Genomic DNA, 22,669 nt, shown 5'->3' on the forward strand with positions numbered 1-22,669 from the left:
CACACATTACCTGTCTTTAGCGATTATTTCGCCAGCCCTGCAATACAGGGCGACACAAACAACTCACCGTGCCAGGCGCCCTGCACCGTACGCCGCCCGACGATCAGCCACATCACCACCAGCATCGCCACCAGCACAGCCCCGAACACGCTGAAAAAACCCAGGCCCAGCAGGTCCGCAAGCTTCAGCGTGGTCAGCGCGTACACGCCCAGGGGAAAGGTAAAGCCCCACCAACCGAGGTTGAAGGGAATGCCTGCACGCAGGTAGCGCGCGGTAATCAACAGCGCCATCAACATCCACCACAAACCCAACCCCCACAGCGTGATTCCGGCCACCAGGCCCAACCCGGCGGCGATTTCGCCCACGCCGGGCAGGCCATTGGCGGCAAAAATCAGCGGGGCATCGTTGCCCAGCAGCAACATGCCCAGGGCGCCGGTGCCGATAGGGCCGAGGGCCAGCCAGCTCGAGGCGGCCATGTTTTCGTGAGGCAGTTTGTGCAGGGCCATGCGCAACAGCAAAATCGTCAGGATGCTGAACGCCACCGGCAGGGAAAAGGCCCAGAGTACGTAGCTGGTCACCAGCATGACCCATTGCCCATGAGCGTCGGCCAGATGCGGCGCCAACAGCCCGCCACTGGCCGCCGCGACTTCGGCGGCCACCACCGGCAAGAGCCAAACGGCGGTCATCTGGTCGATGCGGTGTTCCTGGCGGGTGAACATCAAGAATGGGATCAGCACACCACAGGCCAACGACATGGCCACGTCGATCCACCATAACGCCTCAGCCACCGCCACCACACCGTTCCCCCAGCGCGGCAGCCCAAACAGCAAAAAGCCGTTGATGATGGTCGCCAGCCCCATGGGAATGGTGCCAAAGAACATCGAGACCGTTGAATGACCGAAAATCCGTCGCGCCTCATCGAAGAACAGCACCCAACGGGCCGTGTACATGAGGGCGAACACCCCGAACAACAGCGTGCTGAACAACCACAATCCTTCGCCCAGGGCGCGCAGGCCGGGCATAGTCGCCGGCCACTGCGCCAAGGCCAGCGCCAGCACACCGGTGCCCATGACGATGGCAAACCAGTTAGGCGTGAATTGGCGAATGGCCTCCAGCGGCCTGGGCAAATGGCTTAAGGGACGCAAGCGGTTTTTTGCAGCGCAGCATGTCATGGCGAACTCCTGTCCTCGGATGAGGTGGAGCCATGCTAGAGCCGGATCGAATATCTATATAACGGGTAATTTCTCTATATGTTATCGGTTTTTCAGATAACCATCAGACGCTGCCTTCGGTCTCGATCACCAGGATTCTCGCTTCGCCCAAGGGCTTGGCCACATGCTCGGTGCCCACCGATGCGTAGAAAATGTCCCCGGCCTCCAGCAAGGTCTCCTTTTCGACACCCTCTTCCCGATAGCACATCCGCACTTGCCCATCGAGCACCACGAAGACCTCCTCACCATCATTGATGTGCCATTTGTACGGCTGATCGGTCCAGTGCAGGCGCGTGGTGATGCCGTTCATATTGGCGATATCCAGCGCCGCCCAGGCGCGGTCCCCGGTGAAGGATTTGCTGCGAATGATTTTCAAGGGATCGTCCGGAAAAAGGCTGAGTCGCCAAGACTAACCCACTGCCAGCAGCGCCTGCATGCTTGGTTTCAAGACCGCGCGCCATCGCTGACCGGTCTCATGGATTGACGTAACCCCAACAACGCGACGACACACAGCACAATCAACACCGCGCCATAGCCATCGGTGGTCGGGATCAGTCCGAACACCCGTGTCAGGTTCCCGGCCAGCAGCGACGGCAGGCTGAAGGCTAGGTAACTGAGGACATAGAACGCCGACATCAGGCCGGCTCGTTCGTGGGGCAAGGCCAGCGGCATGATGCTGCGCAGCGCGCCCAGGAACCCGGCGCCAAAGCCGCCGCCGGTGACCAGCGTGCCGACGAAGAACAACGGCAAGCTGGCGCCATGCACCGCCGCCAGCACCAGCGCCAGGCCAATCACCAGCAAACTCGCGGACAGGCGCAACATCGTGTCTGCACCTTGGTTGCGCAACAGGTAGATGGACGACGCTCCGCTGAGGGTCAGTACCGCCACCAGCGCGCCGCCGATAAGATTGGAAGTCGATCCGGTTGCCGCCCGCACCAGGGACGGTGCCAGTGACAGGTAGAAACCGCCCACCGCCCAGGCCGCCAGGTCCAGTGGCAGGACCCGCCACAAGGCTTGCCGCGCCTGGGGCGGCACATGCAGGGTTGGCCGCAGGGACCGCCAGGCACCGGGTTGCGGGCTGACGCTTTCCGCCAGGCGCCAGAGGTAAACGGCCTGAGCCAGGAACAAGCCCAACAGCAGCCAGTACGTCAGTTGCAAGGGCAACGGCGCGAACTCAGCCAGCAGGCCACAGCCCAGCGCCCCGCATGCCATGCCCAACAGCGGCGCGACACTGGTAATCAGCGGGCCTTGGCGACGGTCGAAATCCAGCAAGGCCGCCCCCAGCACGCTGGTGGCCATGCCAGTGGCAAATCCCTGGATCAACCGGGCACTGATCAACCAGGCAATGCTGTCGGCACTGATAAACAGCAGCATCGCCAGCATATTAAGCAACAATGCCGCGAAGATCACCGGTTTGCGGCCCAGGTAATCCGACAGCGATCCCACGCTCAGCAAGGCCGCCAACAGACTGAACGCGTACACACCGAAAATCAGCGTCAGGACGGCCGGGGAAAATTGCAATTGTTCCTGGTAGAGGTGATACAACGGCGTCGGCGCGCTGGACGCGGCGAGAAAGCCGAGCAAGGTGAGCGCCAGGAATATCAGGCTGGCGCGGGTCGAAGCTGGACGGGACATGGGCACGCTCCACAGGAATATTCGCAAAAGCTAATTTTTTGCTTTTGCGAAGTGTGCTACCGGTGTGCGCTTAAAGCAAATTCTTTGTGTTAAGGTCTGACGCATGGCAATTAAAGAAGGTTTACGCCCCGGCGGTCGAAGCGCCCGGGTCCAAGAGTCGATTCATTCGGCGGTCCGCGACCTGCTGCAAGAGCAGGACCGCGCGACCCTGACCGTGCCGCAAATCGCTGCGCGCGCCGGAGTGACGCCGTCCACCATCTACCGGCGCTGGGGCGATCTGCCCGCGCTACTGGCCGACGTCGCCATCGCGCGCATGCGCCCTGACGGCGAACCAGCCGACACCGGCAGTTTGCGCGGCGACCTGCGCGCCTGGGCTGAGCAATACCTGGACGAAATGAGCTCCGAGCCCGGTCGCAACATGATGCGCGACATCCAGGCCTGCGCCACGCCGGGGTATTGCGTGGGGATCCTCAGTCGTCAGTTGCAGATCATCCTGGATCGCTACCCCGATGAACCCAATCCTGGCGTCGAGCGGCTGATCAATGTGGTGGTGGCGCCGACGGTGTTTCGCATCCTCTTTGCCACCGCGCCACTTGAGGTTGGGGAGTTGTATCAGTTGGTGGATATTGCGTTGCTTCAGTAAGGCCTCCATCGCGAGCAAGCTCGCTCCCACATTGGGTCCTGGGCGAACATAGATTTTGCGTTCGCAGCAGATCAAATGTGGGAGCGAGCTTGCTCGCGATGAGGCCAGCAACCCCCCTGCATAACCCAAGAATCCCCCCACCTGCGACACCCCACCACGCCTCGACCTTGGTCGACACTGACGAACCCGTGCGGGCATGCGAGACTGTCCTGCCGGGCTCAAGTCCCGGTGTCTTCGTCCGGGAGTTTCCATGTCGTTGTCCAGCGGGCTGATCGCCGTTGTCGCCCTGGCCTATATGGCCATCATGTTCGCCATCGCCTTCTACGGCGACCGGCGCAGCACACCGCTGCCGCCGCGGGTGCGGGCCTGGGTCTACAGCCTGTCGCTGGCGGTGTATTGCACCAGTTGGACGTTCTTTGGTGCCGTCGGCCAGGCGGCCGAACAGCTCTGGTCATTCCTGCCGATCTACCTCGGGCCAATCCTGCTGCTGGTGCTGGCGCCGTGGGTCCTGCAGAAAATGGTGATGATCAGCAAACAGGAGAACATCACCTCCATCGCCGACTTCATCGCCGCCCGCTATGGCAAGTCCCAATCCCTGGCGGTGGTGGTCGCGCTGATCTGCCTGGTCGGCGTGTTGCCGTATATCGCCTTGCAACTCAAGGGCATCGTGCTCGGGGTGAACCTGTTGATCGGTGCTGGCGCCGATGCCATGGGCACCCGCGCCCAAGACACCGCGCTGATCGTCTCGCTGATCCTAGCGCTGTTCACCATCGTATTCGGTACCCGCAACCTGGACGCCACCGAACACCACCGTGGCATGGTGCTGGCAATTGCCTTTGAATCCCTGGTCAAGCTGTTCGCCTTCCTGGCGGTCGGTGCGTTCGTGACGTACGGCCTGTACGACGGCTTCGACGACCTGTTCAACCAGGCCATGCTCGCCCCACGCCTGGAGCAGTACTGGAAAGAAACCATCAACTGGCCGTCCATGGTGGTGCAGACCGGGGTGGCGATGATGGCGATCATCTGCTTGCCGCGGCAGTTCCATGTGACCGTGGTGGAAAACATCGATCCCCAGGACCTGCGCCTGGCCAAGTGGGTATTCCCCGCCTACCTGGCCCTGGCCGCGCTGTTCGTGGTGCCCATCGCCCTCGCCGGGCAAATGATGCTGCCCAGCTCGGTACTGCCGGACTCGTTCGTTATCAGCCTGCCGCTAGCCCAGGCCCATCCGGCCCTGGCCGTGCTGGCGTTCATTGGCGGCGCCTCGGCGGCCACCGGCATGGTGATCGTCGCAAGTGTCGCGCTGTCCACCATGGTTTCCAACGACATGCTGTTGCCGTGGCTGTTGCGCCGCAATAACGCCGAACGGCCCTTCGAAGTGTTCCGCCAGTGGATGCTCTCGGTGCGACGGGTGAGCATCGTCGTGATCCTGTTGCTGGCCTACGTCAGCTACCGCCTGCTGGGTTCGACGGCGAGCCTGGCGACCATCGGCCAGATCGCCTTCGCCGCGGTGACACAACTGGCCCCGGCCATGCTCGGCGCGCTGTACTGGAAACAGGCCAACCGTCGCGGTGTGTTCGCCGGCCTCGCCATGGGCATCTTCCTGTGGTTCTACACCCTGGTGTTGCCGATCGCCGCCCACAGCCTGGGCTGGTCGCTCAGTAGTTTCCCGGGCCTGGCCTGGTTGCATGGCAATCCCTTGAACCTGCCGATTACCCCGCTGACCCAGGGGGTGGTGCTGTCCCTGGCCGGCAACTTCACGCTGTTTGCCTGGATCTCCGTGCTGTCGCGCACACGCGTTTCGGAACACTGGCAGGCCGGACGCTTCATCGGCCAGGAAATCAGCGCCCGCCCCAACCCGCGCTCAATGCTGGCGGTGCACATCGAAGACCTGCTGCAACTGGCCGCCCGCTTCGTCGGCGAGGAGCGGGCGCGGCAGAGCTTCATCCGTTTTGCCTACCGCCAGGGCAAAGGCTTCAACCCGACCCAGAACGCCGACAGCGAATGGATCGCCCACACCGAGCGCCTGCTGGCCGGTGTACTCGGGGCGTCTTCGACAAGGGCTGTGGTAAAAGCCGCCATTGAAGGTCGGGAGATGCAGCTCGAAGACGTCGTCCGGATCGCAGACGAAGCGTCGGAAGTGCTGCAGTTCAACCGCGCGCTGCTGCAAGGCGCCATCGAGAACATCAGCCAGGGCATCAGCGTGGTCGACCAGTCCCTCAGGCTGGTGGCCTGGAACCGTCGCTACCTGGAGCTGTTCAAGTATCCGGACGGCTTGATCAGTGTCGGCCGGCCCATTGCCGATATCATTCGCTACAACGCCGAACGTGGCCTCTGCGGGCCGGGCGAAGCGGAAGTCCACGTCGCCCGACGCCTGCACTGGATGCGCCAGGGCCGCGCCCATACCTCTGAACGACTGTTCCCCAACGGCCGGGTGATCGAGCTGATCGGCAACCCGATGCCCGGTGGCGGTTTCGTCATGAGTTTCACCGACATCACCGCGTTCCGCGAGGCCGCACAAGCGCTGACCGAAGCCAACGAGGGGCTGGAGCAACGGGTGGCCGAACGCACTCGGGAATTGTCACAGCTGAACCTGGCCTTGACCGAAGCCAAGAGCACCGCCGAAGCGGCCTATCAATCCAAGACCCGGTTCCTGGCGGCAGTCAGCCACGACCTGATGCAACCGCTCAACGCCGCGCGGCTGTTCTCCGCCGCACTGTCCCACCAGCACGAGGGTTTGCCGAGCGAGGCCCGGCAACTGGTGCAGCATCTGGACAGTTCGCTGCGTTCCGCTGAAGACCTGATCACCGACCTGCTGGACATCTCCCGCCTGGAAAACGGCAAGATCAACCCCGACCGCAAGCCGTTCGTCCTCAACGAGTTGTTCGACACCTTGGGCGCCGAGTTCACGGCGCTGGCCCAGGAACAAGGCCTGAAATTCCGAATGCGGGGCTCACGGCTGCGGGTGGACAGCGACATCAAGTTGTTGCGGCGGGTTTTGCAGAACTTCCTGACCAACGCTTTCCGCTACGCCAAGGGCCCGGTGCTGTTGGGGGTACGTCGGCGCAACGGCGAGTTGTGCCTGGAAGTATGGGATCGTGGGCCGGGCATCGCCGAGGATAAGCTGCAGGTCATCTTCGAAGAGTTCAAGCGTCTGGACAGCCACCAGACCCGCGCCGAAAAAGGCCTGGGCCTGGGCCTGGCCATCGCCGACGGGCTGTGCCGTGTGCTGGGCCATACCTTGCGCGTGCGTTCCTGGCCGGGGCGCGGCAGCGTATTCAGCGTCAGCGTTCCCTTGGCCCATACACAAGCCGTCGTACCGAGCCCCGTGGTCGAACCCAACGGTCATTTGCCAAGCGGCGCGCTGGTGCTGTGCGTCGATAACGAAGACAGCATCCTGATCGGCATGAACAGCCTGCTGACACGCTGGGGTTGCCAGGTGTGGACAGCACGCAACCGGGAAGAATGCGAGCGCTGGCTGGCCCAGGGCGGTCGACCGCAACTGGCCCTGGTGGATTTTCATCTGGACGACGGCGAGACCGGCACCGAGCTGATGGCCTGGTTGCGCAAGCGCATGGGGGAACCGGTGCCGGGGGTGGTGATCAGCGCCGACGGCCGACCTGAGATGATAGCCCAGGTGCATGCCGCAGGCCTGGATTACCTGGCCAAGCCGGTGAAGCCGGCGGCGTTGCGGGCGTTGTTGAGTCGGCATTTGCCGTTGTAGGAAAATCGAGTTCCGACTGCCAGCATCAAACTTGTGGCGAGGGGATTTATCCCCGCTGGGTTGCGCAGCAACCCCAAGATCAGACACTTCGGTTCAGCAGATGAACCGTGCTAGCCGATTTGCGACTGCTGCGCAGCCGAGCGGGGATAAATCCCCTCGCCACAGTTTTTTTGTTTCAACTTAGGGTTTGTATCAACCTTCAAGAGGATCCGGCTTCTTCCGGCAACTCAGGCAGCCCATCCGCATCGGTCATCGCCCGTTCGAGCAATTCGCTGGGCAGGCTCTTGCTGGCCCGGGCGCCGAGCAGTTTGAGTTGTTCGCTGCGGCTGATCAGGTTGCCGCGCCCTTCCGTCAGCTTGTTGCGCGCCGCGCTGTAGGCTTTGTCCAACTGCTGCAAGCGACTGCCAATCTCGTCCAGGTCCTGGATGAACAAGACGAATTTGTCATACAACCACCCGGCCCGCTCGGCGATTTCCCGGGCGTTCTGGCTCTGGCGTTCCTGTTTCCACAAGCTGTCGATCACCCGTAGCGTCGCCAGCAATGTGGTCGGGCTGACGATCACGATGTTGCGGTCGAAGGCTTCCTGGAACAGGTTCGGCTCGGCTTGCAGGGCTGCGGAAAACGCCGCTTCGATAGGCACGAACAACAGCACGAAATCCAGGCTGTGCAGGCCATCCAGGCGTTTGTAATCCTTGCCGGCCAGGCCTTTGACATGAGCGCGCAACGACGCCACATGTTGCTTGAGGGCGTGTTGACCTATGGCGTCGTCTTCGGCGGCCACGTACTGCTGATAAGCCGTGAGGCTGACCTTGGAGTCGACCACCACTTGTTTGTCGCCAGGCAGATAAATCAGCACGTCCGGCTGGAAACGCTCGCCGTCCGGGCCCTTGAGGCTGACCTGGGTCTGATACTCGCGGCCTTTCTCCAGGCCGGCATGTTCGAGCACCCGCTCCAGAATCAACTCACCCCAGTTGCCCTGGGTCTTCTGCCCCTTGAGCGCGCGGGTGAGGTTGGTCGCCTCGTCGCTCAGACGCAGGTTCAATTGCTGCAAGCGCTCCAGCTCCTTGCCCAGGGAGAAACGTTCCCGGGCCTCAGCCTGATAACTTTCTTCAACGCGCTTTTCGAAGGACTGGATGCGCTCCTTCAGCGGATCGAGCAACTGGCCCAGGCGTTGCTGACTGGTTTCGGCGAAGCGCTGCTCACGTTCGTCGAAGATCTTCCCGGCAAGTTCGGCGAACTGTGCCCGCAGCTCGTCTCGCGAACCTTGCAGGTCATCCAGGCGTTGCTGATGGCTTTCCTGCTGTTCGCGCAGTTCGGCATGCAGCGACGCCGCCTGGGCGTCGAGCCGCCGCAGTTCCGCTTCCTTGTTGGCGCGCTCCAGGTTCCAGGCGTGGGCCGCATCCCGGGCATTGTCGCGCTCGATCTGCAACAACTCGACTTCACGACAGGCTGCGGCGAGCTCGGCTTGCTTGGCGGCGTTAGCCTGGCTCAGGTCGCTGATCTCGTCGCGGCAGGCATCGAGCTGGGCGTTGAGGCCATCGTGGGCCATGTGGGCTGTGGCCAGGCGCTCTTCCAGCAGGGCCTGCTCGTTCTGCGCGGCACCGGCCTGGCGTTGCAGGTGCCAGGCCAGTGCCAGCAACGGCACCGCAGCGCCTGCCAGGCCAAGCAACAGGCTGGTCAAATCCATAGCCATGACAATTCCTGCCGATCAAATAAAGCCCGAAGGTTAACCAAGCGGCTGGGGGTTGCCCAGCGCGGTCTTCGTTTTCAGCCTTCGATTTCACCCAGGGCCCGGCGGGCTCGATCATCGCCGGCCCGCGCGGCTTGGCGCAGCAGGTCATGGCCGATGCGTCGATCCCGGGCGTTGCCGCATTCACGGCACATCAACTGCCCGAGGCGACTTTGCGCGGCCACCACACCTTCACGGGCCGGTTGCTTGAGTAAACGGCCGGCCAAGTGCTTGACGCTGGGGCTGTCCCCCAGTCGCGGGCTGTCGAGCAACCACTCAGCCACCCGCATCGAAATACGCTTGGGTGGGGTAACACCAGGGGGTGTGGAGGTAACAGGATTTGATACTGAGCGAAACTTCATAAAACACTGTGGGACAGATCGGAAGGCGCGCCACTCTACTCCTTTTTTCGCACGGGTAAAGCCGAAAAAAACCAGCACGCCCGTGCTAGAGCAAGCGCTTGGGACAATCCACAGAAGCTGTGGATAACTCAGTGGACAACCCACCCTGAACTCGCGCAAAGCCCTGTGGAACGGGGCCTGCGCTTAAACTGACGATTTTTTCACCAGTAAAAAAAAGCGATGTTTTTCATTGACTTAAATTTTGGATACAGGCACCCACCCCGGATTGTTTCGACATGACAGTACGGTGACAAGTGGTGTAGCGAGTGTGCACAAGTAACAGCCGAACTGGTTATAACGCTGCATTTTTTTGGCGCATCTGGCGGTAAACCTGGGGATAAACCTCAGGCCTTGCGGGCGACGTCGGTGGCAAGGGCGTACCTGCATGCGCTTGAATCCTGTGCTATGCACCCGCTCCCCCACAGCGGCTTATCAGTCTTCTGAATATTTTTTAACCAACGCCCTTCCTTTCATGGGTTCGATCCGTTACTATCCGCGGCGTTAGTACCAAGCTGAAAGTCAATTCCGGGTCGAACACATCTCCACGGTCAGCCATCCTTCAAAGGACGCCTCACCGAAAAAAGGAGACCGGCCCCCTCGATGGTTTCCAGGTAAACCTTGCGCCAACACAGCCTTTGATCGAATGCAAAGGGTGTTGCCAGGCTCATTACTCTGACCGAACCAACCTGCAAATTGATCAGGATCTTCACCCCGGGCCCAGAACCTTTGCCCTTGATGTGTTGCCTGCCCTCCTAAGTACCTACCTGCCAGCCCAAGCGCGCACTTCATATAGCGCTCAAACTGGCTGCTTTGTTCCAGTCGGGTTCTTCGTTCGACCAATGGTGGTCGACGTTACTGGAACGTTTTAACGTTGCACGGTTCTTATCCGTGTCATTTGTAGGAACACCCATAACATGTCTACTCAAATCCACGCACAGGATGCTATCCGCACCCTCACCAACGCTTTTGCCCCGATGAACTGCCTGATCATGGCCGCTCGCAAAGGCTGCTTCAGCTTCACCCTGGTCAACGAACACGGCATCGCCCGCCACAGCGAACGCCTGTACCCCGATCAGTACTCCAGCGCCGAACCGCTGCAGGCCGTGATCGAGCGTACCCGCCAGGCACTGGTTGCCTGAGACGCCAGAAAGGCTGAAAACCCAAAAGCCCCGCCCAGAAAGCGGGGTTTTTTATTGCCTGGAATTTCTCGATCAAGCGAAACGGCGTAAGCACCAAGGGATATAACAGTTATAACCGTTCGTTGAAGATGTTTTAAAAACAGTCCTTTACAGCGCAAATATGACACTACACTTCAAGTCAAGCGGCATGATCCGCTTCCGGCGGGGCCTGGACCGATCCACCGCTGCCAAGCCCACACTCTTCAGGCCCCGCCCATTCACACTTCGAGGGTTTTATGGGTATCGCTGCCAGCGAACTGTGTCGATATGTGATCCGCCCGACGCTGCTCTACCTTGAGCGTCATAGCGCAACCGCGGAATCGTTGTTGCTGGGCATCGCCGCCAGCCAGTCCGCCCTCGGTTCAGCCCTGCATGATCGCCGCGGGCACGGCCTGTATCGCATTACCGAACCCCGACACCAGGCACTCTGGGATCATTACCTGGCGCTGGACCCGGAGCGTGCCAGCCTGGTACGCGGCCTGGCCAGCCAGCACGCCTTTCTCAGCGGCCCGCACCTGGAGTTGACCGTCAACCTGCGCTACGCCACCGCCATTGCCTGGCTGCTGGTGGAGGAACAGAACACCCCGCTTCCCGAAGCCGATGACCTGCTAGGCATGGCCCGCATCTGGCGACAGACCTTTCACCCTCAAGGACGCCTGCGAGATTTCACCTGTGCCTGGCGAAGCTACGTCTCGCCACTGAACCAAGTCGCTTGCTGACGGGAAATTTGGAAACTTCCTACAACGGTCGCGAATTTGGTCTGATTGTCCTACAAAATCACTCTAAATCAAGCGATACAGGCTATAGCGCTTGACCGAAAATGTTGGTAATTTTCGCCCCGGTGATCACCAGGAGTTCTAACAATGAAAAAAATGATGCTCAAAACCACCCTTGGCCTTGCCGTTACCTTGGCATCCACTCAACTTTTCGCCAGTGGCTTTGCCTTGAACGAACAAAGCATCAGTGGCATGGGCACTGGTTTCGCAGGTCGTTCTTCCGCTGCCGATGACGCCAGCACCGTGTTTGGCAACCCTGCCGGCATGTCGCGCCTCAAGCGCCAGCAAGTCACCGGGGGCTTCGCCGCCATTGATGCCTCCACCGATATCGACGATGCCAGCGGCACCCAGTCCGGCACCAACAAGGGCGACATGGTCCCGCTTACCGGCGTTCCGATGGGTTATTACGTCAAGCCTATCGATGATCAATGGGCCTTCGGCCTGGGTGTCTACGCACCGTTCGGCTTGATCACCGATTACGAAAACGGCTTCCAGGGCCGGAGTTTCGGCAGCAAGAGCGAAGTGAAAGTCGTCACGTTCCAGCCAACCGTCAGCTATGCCTTCAACGACAAGGTATCGATCGGTTTCGGCCCAACCATCAACCGTATTTCCGGCTCCCTGGAATCGAAACTGGGCGTACCAGGCCTGCCCGAGGCGGGCGTGGAGATCAAGGGTGACGACATTGGCTACGGCTACAACATTGGCGTGCTGGTCCAGGCAACCGACACCACTCGTGTCGGCCTGACCTACCACTCCAAGGTCAAGTACAAGCTTGAAGGCCACACTGAAGTAAGCCCGGGCGCCGGTACCCCTGCCTTCCTGCTCACCGACGGTCGCTACGACGCTTCGCTGGACATCACCACGCCTGAGTCGGTGGACTTTTCGGTCACCCAACAAATCAATGATGCCTGGACCGTCTACGCCGGCAGCACCTGGACGCGTTGGAGCCGCCTGAAAGAAATCACCGTAAACAACGACGTAACGAGTGGTGGTGCCCTGAACCCGCCCCTCTTCGGCACCATCACCGAAGAGCAAAACTGGCACGACACCTGGGCTTACGCCATCGGCACCTCCTACCAGTTGAACAAGCAGTGGGTACTGCGTACCGGCCTGACCTTCGACCAGTCGCCGACCAACAACCAGGACCGCTCGCCACGCATTCCGACCGGTGACCGGACCATCTTCAGCCTCGGTGCCGGCTGGAGCCCGACAGAAGACCTGACCATCGACGTGGCTTATTCCTACCTCAAGGAAGAAAAAGTCAAAGTCGGCGGCAGCAATGCGCTCGGCCAATCCTACAACGCTGAATACGAAAACAGCGCCAACGGTTTCGGCGTCGGTGCAACCTACCGCTTCTGATGTTTCACGGCGAACCTGAACCACTCGCCACCTGAAGCGAAAAAAGCCCCGCACTCTGCAAAGAGGCGGGGCTTTTTCGTGGCCTGCGATCAGGGCTTGGAAGCAATGGCCGCTTCGACGGCCTTGATGAAATCGGGATCATCAGGCTTGATCCGGCTGGAAAAGCTACCAACGACCTTGCCCTGGCGGTCCACCACGTACTTGTAGAAATTCCATTTCGGCGCGCCGGATTGTTCAGCCAGGTGCTTGAACAACGGTATCGCATCCGCGCCGCGCACCGGTTGTGGTTCGGTCATGGTGAAGGTCACACCGTAATTGACGTAGCAGACCTTGGCGGTTTCAGCACCGTCCTTGGACTCCTGCTTGAAGTCATTGGACGGCACACCCAGCACTTGCAGCCCTTGGTCCTTGTAGTGCTGGTTGAGCGCCTCGAGGCCTTTGAATTGCGGGGCGAACCCACAGAAGCTGGCAGTGTTGACCACCACCAGCGGCTTGCCGGCGAAGCGCTGGCACAGATCAATGGTTTCCTTGGCCCGCAGCTTGGGCAAAGAACCCTCCAGCAACGGTGGGCAACCGGCGGCCCAGACTTGCCCGGTCACAGCCAGCAACAGGGCGGGAACAGCAAACCAGCGCATCAACATGTCGATTTTCCTTAAAAGCACGTCAGACCACGACGTTACTCGCAGCGTCCGATGCCGTCCATTATTCAGCAGTTGCCCATGCCCAGCTGCATCAAGGCCAGTCCGCCCTGATGCCAGCCCCACCAGGCGAACGCCAGCAGCAGGCCGGCGCCGGCAGCGATCAACCACGGGCCGATGCGGCTCATGCTGCACTGGCCTGGACTTGCAGGCGCGCCACCGGACGCTCACGTACGGGCCAGTTCAACGCCGCCGCCAACAGGCTGAGCAGGATCGACACCTGCCAGATCAAGTCGTAGCTGCCGGTGCGGTCGTACACCACTCCGCCCAACCAACCACCGAGGAAAGAGCCCAACTGGTGGAACAGGAACACGATCCCACCCAACATCGAGAGATTTCGTACACCAAACAGGGTCGCCACCGTGCCGTTGGTCAACGGCACGGTCGACAGCCACAGCAAGCCCATCGCCATGCCGAACAAGTACGCCGTCGCGGTCGTCACCGGTAGCCACAGGAACAAACCGATCACCACTGCCCGCAACAGGTACAACCCGGTCAACAGGCGTGGCTTGGACATGCGCCCACCCAGCCAACCGGCGGTATAGGTGCCGAAGATATTGAACAATCCGACCAGGGCCAGCACGGTGGTGCCGACGCTGGCGGGCAGGTGCTGGTCCACTAGGTACGCCGGCAAATGCACGCCAATGAACACCACCTGGAATCCGCAAACGAAAAAGCCCACCGCCAGCAGCCAGAACCCGGAATGACTGCACGCCTCACGCAAGGCTTCGCCCAGGGTTTGCTCATGGCCGGCAACCGGCAACGGCGCGTCCTTGAGCATGCTCACCAGCGGCACGATCAACGCCACCAGCAGCCCCAGCGCCAACAACGCCGCCGACCAACCGAGCCAGCCGATCAGCCCCAGCGTACCGGGCAGCATGGCGAACTGGCCGAAGGAACCGGCGGCACTGGCGATACCCATGCCCATGCTGCGTTTTTCCGGCGGCACGGCACGTCCGACCACACCCAGAATCACCGAGAACGAAGTGCCCGACAGGCCGATGCCAATCAAAAGTCCCGCGCTCAACGACAAGGACCATGGCGAGTCGGCCATGCCCATAAACACCAGGCCCAGTGCGTACAGCACACCGCCGATCAGCACCACTTTCGCCGCACCGAAGCGGTCGGCCAGCGCGCCGGTGAAAGGCTGCGCCAGGCCCCAGATCAGGTTCTGCAAGGCAATGGCAAAGGCGAACACCTCACGGCCCCAGCCGAACTCGCTACTCATGGGCGCCAGGAACAGGCCGAAGCCATGCCGCACGCCCAGGGACAACGCCAGGATCAGCGCGCTGCCCACCAGGACCCAACCACAGGTACGCCACATCGATGTCATTCTTGTTCTCCGCTCGCGGGTATATACCCACTTATCATCGAACGAACCGGCTTCACGCCAGTTCATCCAGCAAGGCCAGCAAGGTCGCACGCTTTTCGGCGCCCAGCTTATCGATCAGTTTCTGCTGCGCCGCTTCCCACGCCGGCAACGCCGCCGCCAGCCGGGCCTGCCCCGTTTCAGTGAGCACGACAATGCGGTTACGCAGGTCGTCACCCTCGGCCAGCGCCACCAGCCCCTCGCCTTCCAGCACCCGCAGGTTACGTCCCAGGGTACTGCGGTCCAGGCCCATGGCCTCGGCCAGGGAAGAAATGCTCGGCTGGTCCAGGCGCGCCAGGTTGCTCAGCAAAGAATACTGGGCAACGTTGATCCCGAAGCCGTCGAGGGCGCCGTCGTAATACCTGCTGATGCCACGTGCGGCACGACGCAGGTTGATGCACAAACATTGGGAAGGAAGCATGGTGCGTGTATATACCCGTGATTGCCTGAATGCAAATTTAAATGGAGAAACACAAAATCCTGGGGCGAGGGGATTTAGCGAAACGTCGCCCCGCTGGGCTGCGCAGCAGCCCCAAATGGGCTGGACGCAGTCGACCTGATACACCTAGGTGACTGGTTTGAGGGCTGCTGCGCATCCCGCGGCGATAAATTCCCTCGCCACGACGAATCAAAAAAAACATTAAAATTCAATAAATATCAATTAGTTAGACAGAAAATCCTTTGCACCATTCGTCATCCCGCATCCACCACCTGTAATGTCTGACAGGTTTCAGGTGGCTTGAATCGGGATATAACAACCCCGTGCCTCCAGACCTTGCTCAGGGCCTGAAGAAGGGCCATGCGAACCACGCCATCAAGCCGTAGGAAGATTTCGCCGCGCCCACGCCATCTTTGATCGCTAAATGGGAGTGTTTGTCATGTATCGCACCTACCCCATCATCAACCGTTCCTCATCCGCCCGAAGCAATTTCCAGTCAGAAAATTCGCAACCACCGGAAGTGGTAAAACTCACGCGCAAGGAAACAGAAGTCCTACAGTGGAGCGCCGCTGGCAAGTCCTCCTGGGAGATCAGCCAAATCATCAATTGCAGCGAAGCCGGGGTGAATTATCACTTTTGCAATATTCGACGAAAATTCGGAGTGAACTCTCGCTGGACGGCAGTGTTCAAGGCGCTGGAACTGGGTTTGATTAATAAACCGTACATCAAGTAGTCCTCCCTTCGCCCCCTCAAGCTTGAAGGTTCTTGAGACCACCATCATCGACGACCATGGCGGTCATACCAAGCTCTTCAGCGCTCTATGCCACAGACTGTTGTAAAGCAACGCCCCTAGTCACCGCCCCGCGTACCAGGGGCATCGCTGACTGTAATCACTCTTCCCAAGGCGTCATAATCCAGCATGCGCCCCCATTCATCGTGCGTCATGTTGCCATCGGCGTCGTATTGAAGTGAAATCTCCTCGGGATAATCAGCATGCGTGTTGGTCACCTTGCTCAACTGCACCGGATCTTTGTTCTCGAAAAAATAATAGGCGTCGTTGCGATCATAGGTGTCACTGCCCTCATTCGGGAAGTCAGTAAGAACACGGGTCAGGTTATCCAATTTATCGAACCTGAACGTCTGCTGCTCGATCGTCTTGCCGTAGGGATCAACGGGTGGCTGGGTGCCTGTGCAACGATACTTCGTTAATCGGCCCCGCAGATCGTATTCATAATTTTCATCCCGTAGGATCTCACTGCCTTCGCTCAAACACCGATGCTCCAGGGCATCCACCGCGTTGTATTCCTGCTGCAATTCCTGGTGCCAGCCTGCACCATCAAACTTGCGCAGGATCTCGCGTCCGAACACGTCATACGTCAAGCTAACGCGCAACCACAACCTCTGTGCTTTGTCCCGTGTTTCAATAATCTCGGTCTGCCCAAGATCATCGTAAGTAAATTGCGATAGGGTCGTGCCGAGCCAGGTCGACGTCAGGCGGCCCGCACTGTCATAGTCATAACTCTGGGTTTGACCTAGCACGTCGGTATAACGCAACAGCCGCCCCCGAAAACTGTAGACATAACCCATCTCATATTGCTGGTCGCTTTCGCGGCGTGTTTCGCTCCTCAATTCCCCGTTGCTGAAGTACTCCCTTATCAGCTGCTGCTCCCCTTCCTGGCAACTGAGCAGACGAGCGTTATGCCGATCATAGGTATAACTGGAATCGCTGCCCGGCAAACGCCGCCGCTTGGGCTCCAAGCCCAATTGCAACACATACTCATAGAGAATTTCCTGGCCCGACGCGGTGGTTACCGAAGCAGGTCTGGTCTGGCCTGGCTCGTACATCGAGTGACGAGTACGACCACCCGTATCGGACAGGATCATGCGGTCGAGCCCATCAAAATGTTGCTCACCCAATACCACACCATCGACACTGATCTTCGTTGGCAGATCCGCGCTGCTGTGTTCAGCATAGGCGCGTACAATTTGCGCGTTATCGGGGAGAACAGTCACGGTCATCCGATCATAGGCATCGTAGCAGTACTCGGTGACGGCATTGCGCGCATCAGTCTCTCGTACCGTACGACCCAGCCCGTCATAGTCGTAGCGGTGCACACTGATCACTTGCTCTGACAGATCGAGATGCTCGATGCGTTCAGGTTTTTCGAACTTACCCAGCCAAGTCTTCTCCACCCCGGTACGCAAGGGGTCATTACCGGAGCCTTGACGCCAGGCACGCATAATCGGGACCACTTTGTCACCAATCGGATCGATTACCTCGAACATTTTGACCCCGTCCGGGCCTGTCACACAGACCTGCTCCCCCCAGTCATCAAATTCGTAGGAGCTGGTCAGCGGTAGCGATTGTGCTTCCAGCCAGTCAAATTCGGTTTCTTCGACCAGGTTCTCAAGTGCATCATGCAGGGCCGAATAAATGGGTCGCCATACCTTACCCACTGGGTCGCTATCAACATCTTGGCGATCCTCCAGAATCACTCGGTTAAGCCCGTCAAAGAAGCTTCGGGTCTGCACACCTTTGACGTCGATGACCTGTTGCATGGCTTGCTGGCCGTCCAATGAGGTCAGGGCATAGGTGTAGTGACGTGTGGCTTCAAACTCTGTTTTCGGCGCCACGGTTTCACTGGTCACTCGCTGGAGCGCATCGTAAGTGGCGCGAATCACGACATCGTTGTCGTCCCGGCTGAGCAACACCTGACCATGAAGCAAGGAATGTTGCATGGTGACGATTTTTTGTACATGCCGGGCTTTACCATTTCGATCCTGCTCACCGTGATCGAAGCCTGTCAGGGTTTCCAGCGTCTGCAACACGGTCTCGGCCCCTTCGGCCCCGTCGACCTTATCGTAAGAAAAATCCGTGGTCGTAGTGTTGCCATTCTTCAGCTCAGACTGTTGCAGCGTTCGACCGTGGAAAAAAGCACTGCTGGGGTTGTCGATGTAATCGAAGAGCGTCTTATGCTGCTCTGTCTCCACATTACCCTGAACGTCCAATAGCGCTTCACTGGCCATGAGCAGACAGCCCTCATCCAGGCTTTTCTCCAGCGGCGGCAGTTCTACATAGCGATATCGGGTACGATGGATCGGCGCCTGGCCTTCATGGCCCTCGGCCGGGTACACCGTTTGGCTGCGCAGGTTGCGTACAAAGTCCTGCGGATCGGCGGGGCAATGAACGTCACCCTCATCGTCCACGTAACCGCCGACCGGATAGTATTCATACGCAGTGCGGATGCCATTGTGCTGCCGCTCCTCCAGCAGGTTACCGAAGTTGTCGTAAGTGGTGGCCAACGTTTCGCTGCGAGCCTGAGTGACGTCACTGAGGAGTTCCCAGCGCTTCTCCACGGTCTTGGGCAACTGGAAATACGCCGGCTGCTGTTCGAAGTCCCCCTCGATGGTGTGGTAAGTGGTGAGCACCCGCTGCACGCAATCGCCCTGGGTAGTGGTTTCTTCGGTGAGCAGGTGAAAACTGTTGAAGGTACGCTGCACCGTGCGCACCACTGCCCCAGCCACTTTATGCTTGGCGGTGGAGCCGTAGGTGTAGGTGCGGGCGACCTTGTACAGTTGGTCCAGGCCGTTGCTCTCCCAATTGATGTTGGTGCCGTTACCGATGAAGTTTTCCAGGGTGTACTCGTAGCACACTTCCATCGGTGGTTGCTCGAAGCCGGGAAAGAGCTGATGACGGGTGACCCTTGGCAGGTTCCCCCGCCCACTGTTGCCCGGGTAGGGATGACCCGAGTCGAGGTACTCGATGGCTTCACGCCCGCCGACCGGTGTCTTGACCTCCTTGATGCAGTTCAGGCCGCGCACCTCCTGGTAATCGAAGCGCCAACTGGCACGCTCCTCGGTGGGCAGGATAATCTCGGCCACTTGACGCTTGGGATTGAGCCTGAGCTCGAAGCGCGCCAGCGGCGTGCCACTTGGGCCAGCCTCGGGGTGCAGGAGAACCTCGACCTGTGTGTGGTCGTCGGAGCGGTTGATCTGCAGCAGTTTGCCCAAATCATCGCTGATCGATGCCAGGCGTTGGCCGCCGTTGAAGCCAACGTAAGCCAGATCGACCTTGTGCCCGGAGGGGGCATGGATCTGCACGGGCAAGGCCACCTCCTTATCGCCGCTGCCGCCGACCCTCAGGGTTTCGATCAAACCGGCTTTGTGCACGACCCGATAGACATCGTTGCCATCGTTGAAGAAGTGGAAGCTGTCGAGTTTCTTTTCCTGGATCCTGGGCGTGGTGCCGCTGCCGGTGACCTTGAAGGTTTCGCCGGTGGACAGGGCAAGGATGCTGTCGTGGGGCGTGAACTGGGACAGGTTGAAATTCCAACCGACGCCGAATCCTGAATCCAGGGTGTTGAGTGGGTTGAACACCAGCTTCAGCGGTACAGCGGGGCCGCAGAGGGCGTTGGACTTGAGTTCCGGCAAGTCGATGGCAATGGTGTACTGACCGGTGCGCGGGTCGACACTGGCGGAGAGGAAACTCATGAAGTTGAAAGCGTTGGAATGAACAACTGTCGAAGAGGTCATGTTTTCACTTCCTGAACAGAATGCAGAAACAAGCAAGCGAATACTCCGAGTCGCTTTTGTCCTTATTGAAAGTTGAGCAGCAGCCTATTGCGGCTATCTTCGCGACTTGGAATATCAAAACTCACATCAAACCGGTGACGATTACCCTCTTCGTCCCTCAGTAAAAACCGTACTGGCGAATTCAGCCGCTCGCGATAACGCATGAGCGGATCCGTTGCCATGCTGTCATGCCAATAGGGCATATCCGCGACCCGATGCAGGCTGACAATAAGCTGGCCCGGCGAGGGACGATGCTGCTCTACAAAAGCAGACGAGGGCCCTTCATAGTTCAGGGTGTTGCATAGGGCTCTGAAATAAGCATCGAACACCAACCCGGTAGGTGGGCTGTCTTCTCGGCCGAAGGGTTGAGGATAAAAACCATAGCCGGTATAACTGGCGAATGTTTCATCCAGCTGTTCCGATTCGTATTGCAAGGTCGAAGCATTACCCAAGACCTTAAGCGTTGCCATGCCAACGGGGTATATGCCCTGCCGTCGATAATCAAACTTCCAATAATCGATCGAATCCAACAAATAAGAGAATGGGTCATCAGGTGTTTCATGGCCCTGCCCCGTGTGAGCTCGCACCCGGGTGAAATCATAGTGACTATTGGGCCCTTCATCCGTTACCGGCCTTGGGAGTGGGGCTCCTCGCAATTGAATAGTATTGTTAACCCACTCTTGCTTGGTGGAACGCCACACTTGATTATCATCCGCTTGGAAAGCGGCATAAAACTCAAGTGTCCCTTCGAAGGTCGACTGGACATACAGGTACCGATAGCGTGTCCGGCCATTACGTGATTCCAAGGGGCGAGCAGGATCGGTTTCCTTGACAGCGCCCGGGGAATGGAGTCTGAAGCGATTGCGCTGGACGTTCACCGCCCAATCCCTCTCGTTTTCCTCAATACCCTCTCGATGCGCCTCAATGAAAGGTACTTCCGCATGAGAGTCCAGAACCACAAGCTTCAAGGTCGACAGCTCGACATCATTCAAGGGAATATCAATCGAAACCCCATCAAAAGTCACCGACTCGGTTTCGATTTTGATCCTTAGCGGAATTTGCTGTAAGCCGTTGATGTAGCACTGCGTAGTGTCCAGGGCTTCGATTGCGAACCCCGTCAAATTTTTCCATCGCGGCGCTTCCCGCTGGCGCTCGACCAACTGCACGATGGCGTAACCCCAGGCATCATCACTGGTTTCACCGAGCACGACACTCACCGGCGTCTCGCTCGAGGAAGGCGGCGTAAATACCCCACTAGGGGAAATAGTGCCTTCGCCATAAACCTCCCAACCCGCACGACTTGGGTCAGCCAGATTCGCCACATTGAGCTGGATCAAACTTGATGCCGTAACGGCGGGCACATGATAGGGCAGGATCCTGAGACTCTGCGGCGCCACAATGATGATGACTGCTGCTCGAGTAAACTCTCCCGTCCTGGTGTCTTTCACTTCGATGGTTTGAATCCATACCGGTTGGCCTAATTCAGCTCGAGGGGTAAAAACCGCGTTATAACTGTCGAGGACCGTCAACTCCCCCTTCTCATCGCCTACCAGTATCCATGCCAATGGATTGTTTCCCAGACTTGAAGCCTTCAGGTGGACAGGCCCCATCCCCTCACCCCAGGTGCAAATACGTGGAGAAACCACAATACTCTGGTAGGACTCCACCACCAGCCCCGAATAGCTTCGCTCCCCCTGACTATCGGAATAATGGGCCGTTACCACCGATACTTGCTGGTTGAACCCCATCGATATCGGGGCCAGCGGTGTATAGGTATTCCCCACCATGTCACCGACCGCCAATGGGCTATCAAGGCTACTGACACTCCAACGGGCCGGCGTGGGCGCGCCACCGGTACCGCTGAAAACGTTGAAACGAGTCGGCACACCACCTTTCACTGCGACCCGTGCAGGCTCGACAACCCTTGCATCCGCCGTCATCGAAATATTACCGAACACCACCAGGTCATGGGGTGTATAGGGAGGTTCGCTGTCAGTAAAGACATAGCTGTTGGGAAACAGCAGATGCTTGAGCAAATCCAGTTCCCCCTCACCGACAAACGGGATGAGCCGCTTCTCCACCACCACGGAGCCCGAATACTTGGGTTGCCCATTCTCCAGGTCATTGGGGATCAAATAAGGAAAGCCACGATCATTGAGAGGCAGATCTCCTTCCTCGGGATTGGAGGTGAGTTGTATGAACATCACCAAGGCGCCTTCCCCATAGTTCACAGAGCGGATATCCGCCCCGCCCGGAGCCGCCTGTGTACGCAAGTAGAATGCACGTGGGGCCAATGGGCTGTAATCGTTGTAATCGACGATGCCCAGCACGAAAATCTTGCGATAGGTAGGATGCTCCTCTAGGTAAACCTTGACGGCATCACCGATACGACGCTGGGAATATTCACTGGACCCCAGGTTACACATGACGTCGAGTCCCCTGGACAAGTCGAGTAGGACCCGGCCTCGCTCATCCACCGTCCCATGCACCACGGCCAGATCGACGGTCATTCGCACCTGATAGCCCATGTCTTCGAGGAAGTTGAAACTCTCTCGGACCAAGGGTGGTCGCGCCGGCACATGGCTGGTCGAGGTATAACTACCACTGATGATGTTCATCGTCAGGGTAACCTGGGAGTCTCCCAAGGTCGCAGACTCGAAAGACAGGCGGGGCTCACCCAGTACCAGGCGCTCCAGCTGAATTTCCTCGATTTCATCCGCATCAGTAAAGAAACGACGGTTGAAAGGCACCAGAAAACTTAAATCATTCATGTGGGCCAGGTACTGCTTTTGCAGTATCTGATTGATATGGGCACGGTCAAAGGCCACGATTGCTCCCCAACCCAAAGTAATGTTGCCTTGCTCAAGTCGCTCAAGCAGTTCGGCTTTGGAATGTCCGCCCATTGGCGTATCTGCGGAACTATTCAAAGGCATGATGA

General features: G+C 59.1%; 16 protein-coding genes. 6 read left to right on the forward strand and 10 right to left on the reverse strand.

Annotated features, from left to right (window positions below; all coding sequences use genetic code 11):
• Positions 1 to 23: 23 nt before the first annotated feature.
• From HU749_RS22275 to HU749_RS22285, 3 genes are all read right to left on the reverse strand, one after another.
• A complete protein-coding gene (locus tag HU749_RS22275; protein WP_186652529.1) occupies positions 24 to 1,172 on the reverse strand; it encodes a TDT family transporter in 1,149 nt (382 codons plus the stop codon).
• A gap of 103 nt (positions 1,173 to 1,275) precedes the next feature.
• Complete coding sequence (locus tag HU749_RS22280) at positions 1,276 to 1,587, reverse strand: cupin domain-containing protein (RefSeq protein ID WP_186652528.1); 312 nt, start codon at positions 1,585 to 1,587, stop codon at positions 1,276 to 1,278.
• Between the two features lie 68 nt (positions 1,588 to 1,655).
• Positions 1,656 to 2,846: an MFS transporter gene (locus HU749_RS22285; RefSeq protein WP_079305516.1), complete on the reverse strand. Its 1,191-nt coding sequence runs from the start codon at positions 2,844 to 2,846 to the stop codon at positions 1,656 to 1,658.
• A gap of 103 nt (positions 2,847 to 2,949) precedes the next feature.
• Here HU749_RS22285 and HU749_RS22290 point away from each other — a divergent pair, with 103 nt between their 5' ends.
• Positions 2,950 to 3,489, forward strand: a complete 540-nt coding sequence (locus tag HU749_RS22290; protein ID WP_186652527.1) for a TetR/AcrR family transcriptional regulator — start codon at positions 2,950 to 2,952, stop codon at positions 3,487 to 3,489.
• Between the two features lie 250 nt (positions 3,490 to 3,739).
• Complete coding sequence (locus tag HU749_RS22295) at positions 3,740 to 7,210, forward strand: hybrid sensor histidine kinase/response regulator (protein WP_186652526.1); 3,471 nt, start codon at positions 3,740 to 3,742, stop codon at positions 7,208 to 7,210.
• Between the two features lie 199 nt (positions 7,211 to 7,409).
• On the opposite strand, the gene HU749_RS22300 is transcribed toward HU749_RS22295, so the two are convergent.
• Complete coding sequence (locus HU749_RS22300) at positions 7,410 to 8,789, reverse strand: DNA recombination protein RmuC (RefSeq protein ID WP_172436126.1); 1,380 nt, start codon at positions 8,787 to 8,789, stop codon at positions 7,410 to 7,412.
• 188 nt (positions 8,790 to 8,977) lie between these two features.
• The gene (locus HU749_RS22305) at positions 8,978 to 9,301 is read right to left on the reverse strand and encodes an SEL1-like repeat protein (RefSeq protein WP_024616481.1); all 324 of its coding nucleotides are present in this window, start codon (positions 9,299 to 9,301) and stop codon (positions 8,978 to 8,980) included.
• 953 nt (positions 9,302 to 10,254) lie between these two features.
• Here HU749_RS22305 and HU749_RS22310 point away from each other — a divergent pair.
• From HU749_RS22310 to HU749_RS22320, 3 genes are all read left to right on the forward strand, one after another.
• A complete protein-coding gene (locus HU749_RS22310) occupies positions 10,255 to 10,479 on the forward strand; it encodes a hypothetical protein (protein ID WP_003204606.1) in 225 nt (74 codons plus the stop codon).
• A 275-nt stretch (positions 10,480 to 10,754) separates the two neighbouring features.
• Positions 10,755 to 11,237 carry a hypothetical protein gene (locus HU749_RS22315; protein WP_018604307.1) on the forward strand — a complete coding sequence of 161 codons (483 nt, stop codon included), beginning with the start codon at positions 10,755 to 10,757 and terminating at the stop codon, positions 11,235 to 11,237.
• A gap of 144 nt (positions 11,238 to 11,381) precedes the next feature.
• Entirely contained in the window at positions 11,382 to 12,653 is a 1,272-nt protein-coding gene (locus HU749_RS22320) for an OmpP1/FadL family transporter (RefSeq protein ID WP_079305508.1), read from the forward strand.
• Between the two features lie 89 nt (positions 12,654 to 12,742).
• On the opposite strand, the gene HU749_RS22325 is transcribed toward HU749_RS22320, so the two are convergent.
• From HU749_RS22325 to HU749_RS22335, 3 genes are all read right to left on the reverse strand, one after another.
• Positions 12,743 to 13,294: a glutathione peroxidase gene (locus tag HU749_RS22325; protein ID WP_095963593.1), complete on the reverse strand. Its 552-nt coding sequence runs from the start codon at positions 13,292 to 13,294 to the stop codon at positions 12,743 to 12,745.
• A 181-nt stretch (positions 13,295 to 13,475) separates the two neighbouring features.
• A complete protein-coding gene (locus HU749_RS22330; RefSeq protein WP_095963592.1) occupies positions 13,476 to 14,684 on the reverse strand; it encodes an MFS transporter in 1,209 nt (402 codons plus the stop codon).
• Between the two features lie 52 nt (positions 14,685 to 14,736).
• Positions 14,737 to 15,141 carry a MarR family winged helix-turn-helix transcriptional regulator gene (locus tag HU749_RS22335; protein ID WP_079305504.1) on the reverse strand — a complete coding sequence of 135 codons (405 nt, stop codon included), beginning with the start codon at positions 15,139 to 15,141 and terminating at the stop codon, positions 14,737 to 14,739.
• A gap of 457 nt (positions 15,142 to 15,598) precedes the next feature.
• Here HU749_RS22335 and HU749_RS22340 point away from each other — a divergent pair, with 457 nt between their 5' ends.
• On the forward strand, positions 15,599 to 15,892 hold the full coding sequence (locus HU749_RS22340; RefSeq protein WP_079305502.1) for a helix-turn-helix transcriptional regulator: 294 nt from the start codon (positions 15,599 to 15,601) through the stop codon (positions 15,890 to 15,892).
• Between the two features lie 116 nt (positions 15,893 to 16,008).
• Here HU749_RS22340 and HU749_RS22345 read toward each other — a convergent pair whose 3' ends face one another.
• Both HU749_RS22345 and HU749_RS22350 read right to left on the reverse strand, forming a co-directional pair.
• Complete coding sequence (locus HU749_RS22345) at positions 16,009 to 19,692, reverse strand: RHS repeat domain-containing protein (RefSeq protein WP_217870555.1); 3,684 nt, start codon at positions 19,690 to 19,692, stop codon at positions 16,009 to 16,011.
• A gap of 62 nt (positions 19,693 to 19,754) precedes the next feature.
• The gene (locus HU749_RS22350; RefSeq protein ID WP_186652554.1) at positions 19,755 to 22,664 is read right to left on the reverse strand and encodes a hypothetical protein; all 2,910 of its coding nucleotides are present in this window, start codon (positions 22,662 to 22,664) and stop codon (positions 19,755 to 19,757) included.
• Positions 22,665 to 22,669: the final 5 nt, after the last annotated feature.

The organism is Pseudomonas ogarae (assembly GCF_014268695.2).
Lineage (GTDB): Bacteria > Pseudomonadota > Gammaproteobacteria > Pseudomonadales > Pseudomonadaceae > Aquipseudomonas > Aquipseudomonas kilonensis.